Annotated in this window: 1 protein-coding gene and 1 pseudogene; both read left to right on the plus strand. The window is 72.5% G+C overall.

From position 1 onward, the window contains the following. On the plus strand, positions 1-1,645 hold a 1,645-nt coding region (locus tag ACOJTB_RS03795), incomplete at its 5' end, for a cobaltochelatase subunit CobN (RefSeq protein ID WP_420101189.1). Next, positions 1,642-2,403: pseudogene (locus tag ACOJTB_RS03800) on the plus strand (precorrin-3B synthase); the annotation flags it as partial. The gene ACOJTB_RS03795 and the pseudogene ACOJTB_RS03800, both read left to right, overlap by 4 nt.

Raw genomic sequence — 2,403 nt, forward strand, 5'->3', positions numbered from 1 at the left:
CTGCTGGCCGCGCCTGGCGGTCGGCGGTCTGCCGGTGATCTACCCCTATGTGGTCGACGATCCGGGCGAGGCCGCGCCGGCCAAGCGCCGGCTCTCGGCGGTGACGCTCGGCCATCTGCCGCCCCCGCTGGCCGAAGCCGAAGCGGCGGGCGAAACCGCGCTGCTGCGCGATCTTGTCGAGGAATTCTCGCAAGCTCAGGTGCTCGATCCGCGCCGCGCCGATCTCGTGGCGGCCGAGATCCGCTCGCGGGCCGAGGCGAGCGGGCTCGCCGCCTCCTGCGGCGTCACGCCCGGCATGGCGATGAGCGAGGCGCTGACGCGGCTCGACGCGCATCTGTGCGACATCGCCGAACTGCCCTTCCGCGACGGGCTGCATGTCTTCGGCCGCTCACAAGCCGATCCAGCCTCGGCCGCGAGCGAACGCGAAAATCTGCTGGCCGCCCTCGACGGCCGTTTCGTGCCGCCCGGTCCCGCCGGCTCGCCGCAACGCGGCCGGCCGGACGTGCTGCCGACCGGCCGCAATCTCTCGACGCTCGACCCGCGGGCGATCCCCACGCGCGCCGCGGCGCGGCTGGGGAAGAAGGCGGCTGAGGCCGTCGTCTCGCGCCATCTGCAGGAGCAGGGCGATTATCCGCGACGGATCATCATGGATCTCTGGGCCTCGCCGACCCTGCGCTCGGGCGGCGAGGACATTGCCCATGCGCTGGCGCTGATGGGGGTCGAGCCGCTCTGGGTCAGCGCCTCCACGCGCGTGACCGGCTTTTCGATCGTGCCCCAGCCGAAGCTCTCCTTCCCGCGGCTCGACGTGACGCTGCGGATTTCGGGCACCTTCCGCGACACGTTTCCGGCGCAGATCGGGCTGATCGACCAAGCCTCGCGCGCGGTCGCGGCGCTGGACGAGCCTGACGACTGGAACGAGCCGGCGGCGGCGCGGCGACGCGGGCAGGACGGCGCCCGCATCTTCGGTGCCGCGCCCGGCCGCTATGGCGCGGCGATGGCCGACCGGGCGCTGGACGGGGTCTGGAGCGAACGCGCCGAGTTGGGCGAGGCCTATCTTACCGCCTCGGACCATGCCTATGGCGGGCCGGAAGGTGCTCCCGAAGCCGATGACGGCTTCTCTGCACGCATCCGCGCGGCGCAGGCCTTCATCCATGTCAGCGACACGCCCGGCCGCGACATTCTGGAGGCGACGAGCGCGGCCGATGCGATCGGCGGGCTGGCGGCGGCGGCGAAGGCGCTGGGGGCTGACCCCGCGCTCTACAGCCTCGACAGCTCGCGGCCGGAAACACCGAGCGCCAGGACGCTGGCCGAGGACATCGCCGGCATCGTCCATGGAAGACTGACGCATCCGCGCTGGATCGCGGCGCAGCTCGCCCATGGCTGGCGCGGGGCGGCGGAGCTGGCCGAGGCGGTCGATACGCTCTTCGTCTTCGCCGCCAGCACCGACGCGGTCAGCGACGGGCTGTTCGACGCCGTTTTCGAGGCCTGGTGTGCCGATGCCGCGGTCTGGGAGAAGCTCGAAGCCGCCAATGCGCCCGCCGCCGCCGCGATCCGGGCGCGACTGGCAGACGCGGCGCGGCGCGGGCTCTGGACCAGCCGGCGCAATTCGGTCGGGGCGTTTCTGGCACGGGAGGCGGCGGAATGAGCGCCCTCGCGAAAGCCGCGATGCGGCGCGGCTGGTGCCCGAGCACGCTGAAGCCCATGGAAACCGGCGATGGTTGGCTGGTGCGGCTCCATCCGCCCGGGGCGCAGCTGACGCCGGAGCAGCTGGTGCGGATCGCGGCGCTGGCGCGCGCGCACGGCAACGGGCTCGTCGAGATCTCGGCGCGCGCCAATCTTCAATTGCGCGGGGTGACGCCGCAGAGTCATCTGCAACTGGTGAAGGCGCTGCTGGACGAGCATCTGGTCAACGAGCATGAGGGCGACGGGCCGCAGAGGATCACGCTCGTCTCGCCCCTGGCGGGGCCGGAGCCGAGCCCCTTCATCGACGCCTTTGCTCTCGCCGGTGCGATCGAGACCGCAGCCCGGATGATCCCCGGCCTGCCGCCGAAATGCGGTGTCATCGTCGATGATGGCGGGCCTTCCGCGCTCGATGCCTTTCCCACCGATATCCGGCTGGTCGGCGTCGCGCCGGGCCTGCTGACGCTACAACTGGCGGATCGCGATTGGCGCGGGCCAGTGGCGGAGGCCGAGGCCGCCGCTTGCGTCATCGCGATTCTGAAGGGCTTCGCCGCGTTGCGCCTGACCATGCCCGAGCGCCGCCGCCTGCGCGATCTGACGGCGGGCGAGCTTGCGGGGCTGACCGATCTGCCGGCCGCCGAACCTCCCCGGCCCCGCCCGGCGCCCCAGCGCGTCGGCCGTTTCGCGGCCGAGCATGAACAGCTGTCCGTGGCAGTGGGCCTG

It is taken from the genome of Allobosea sp. (assembly GCF_048595345.1).
Lineage (GTDB): Bacteria > Pseudomonadota > Alphaproteobacteria > Rhizobiales > Beijerinckiaceae > Allobosea.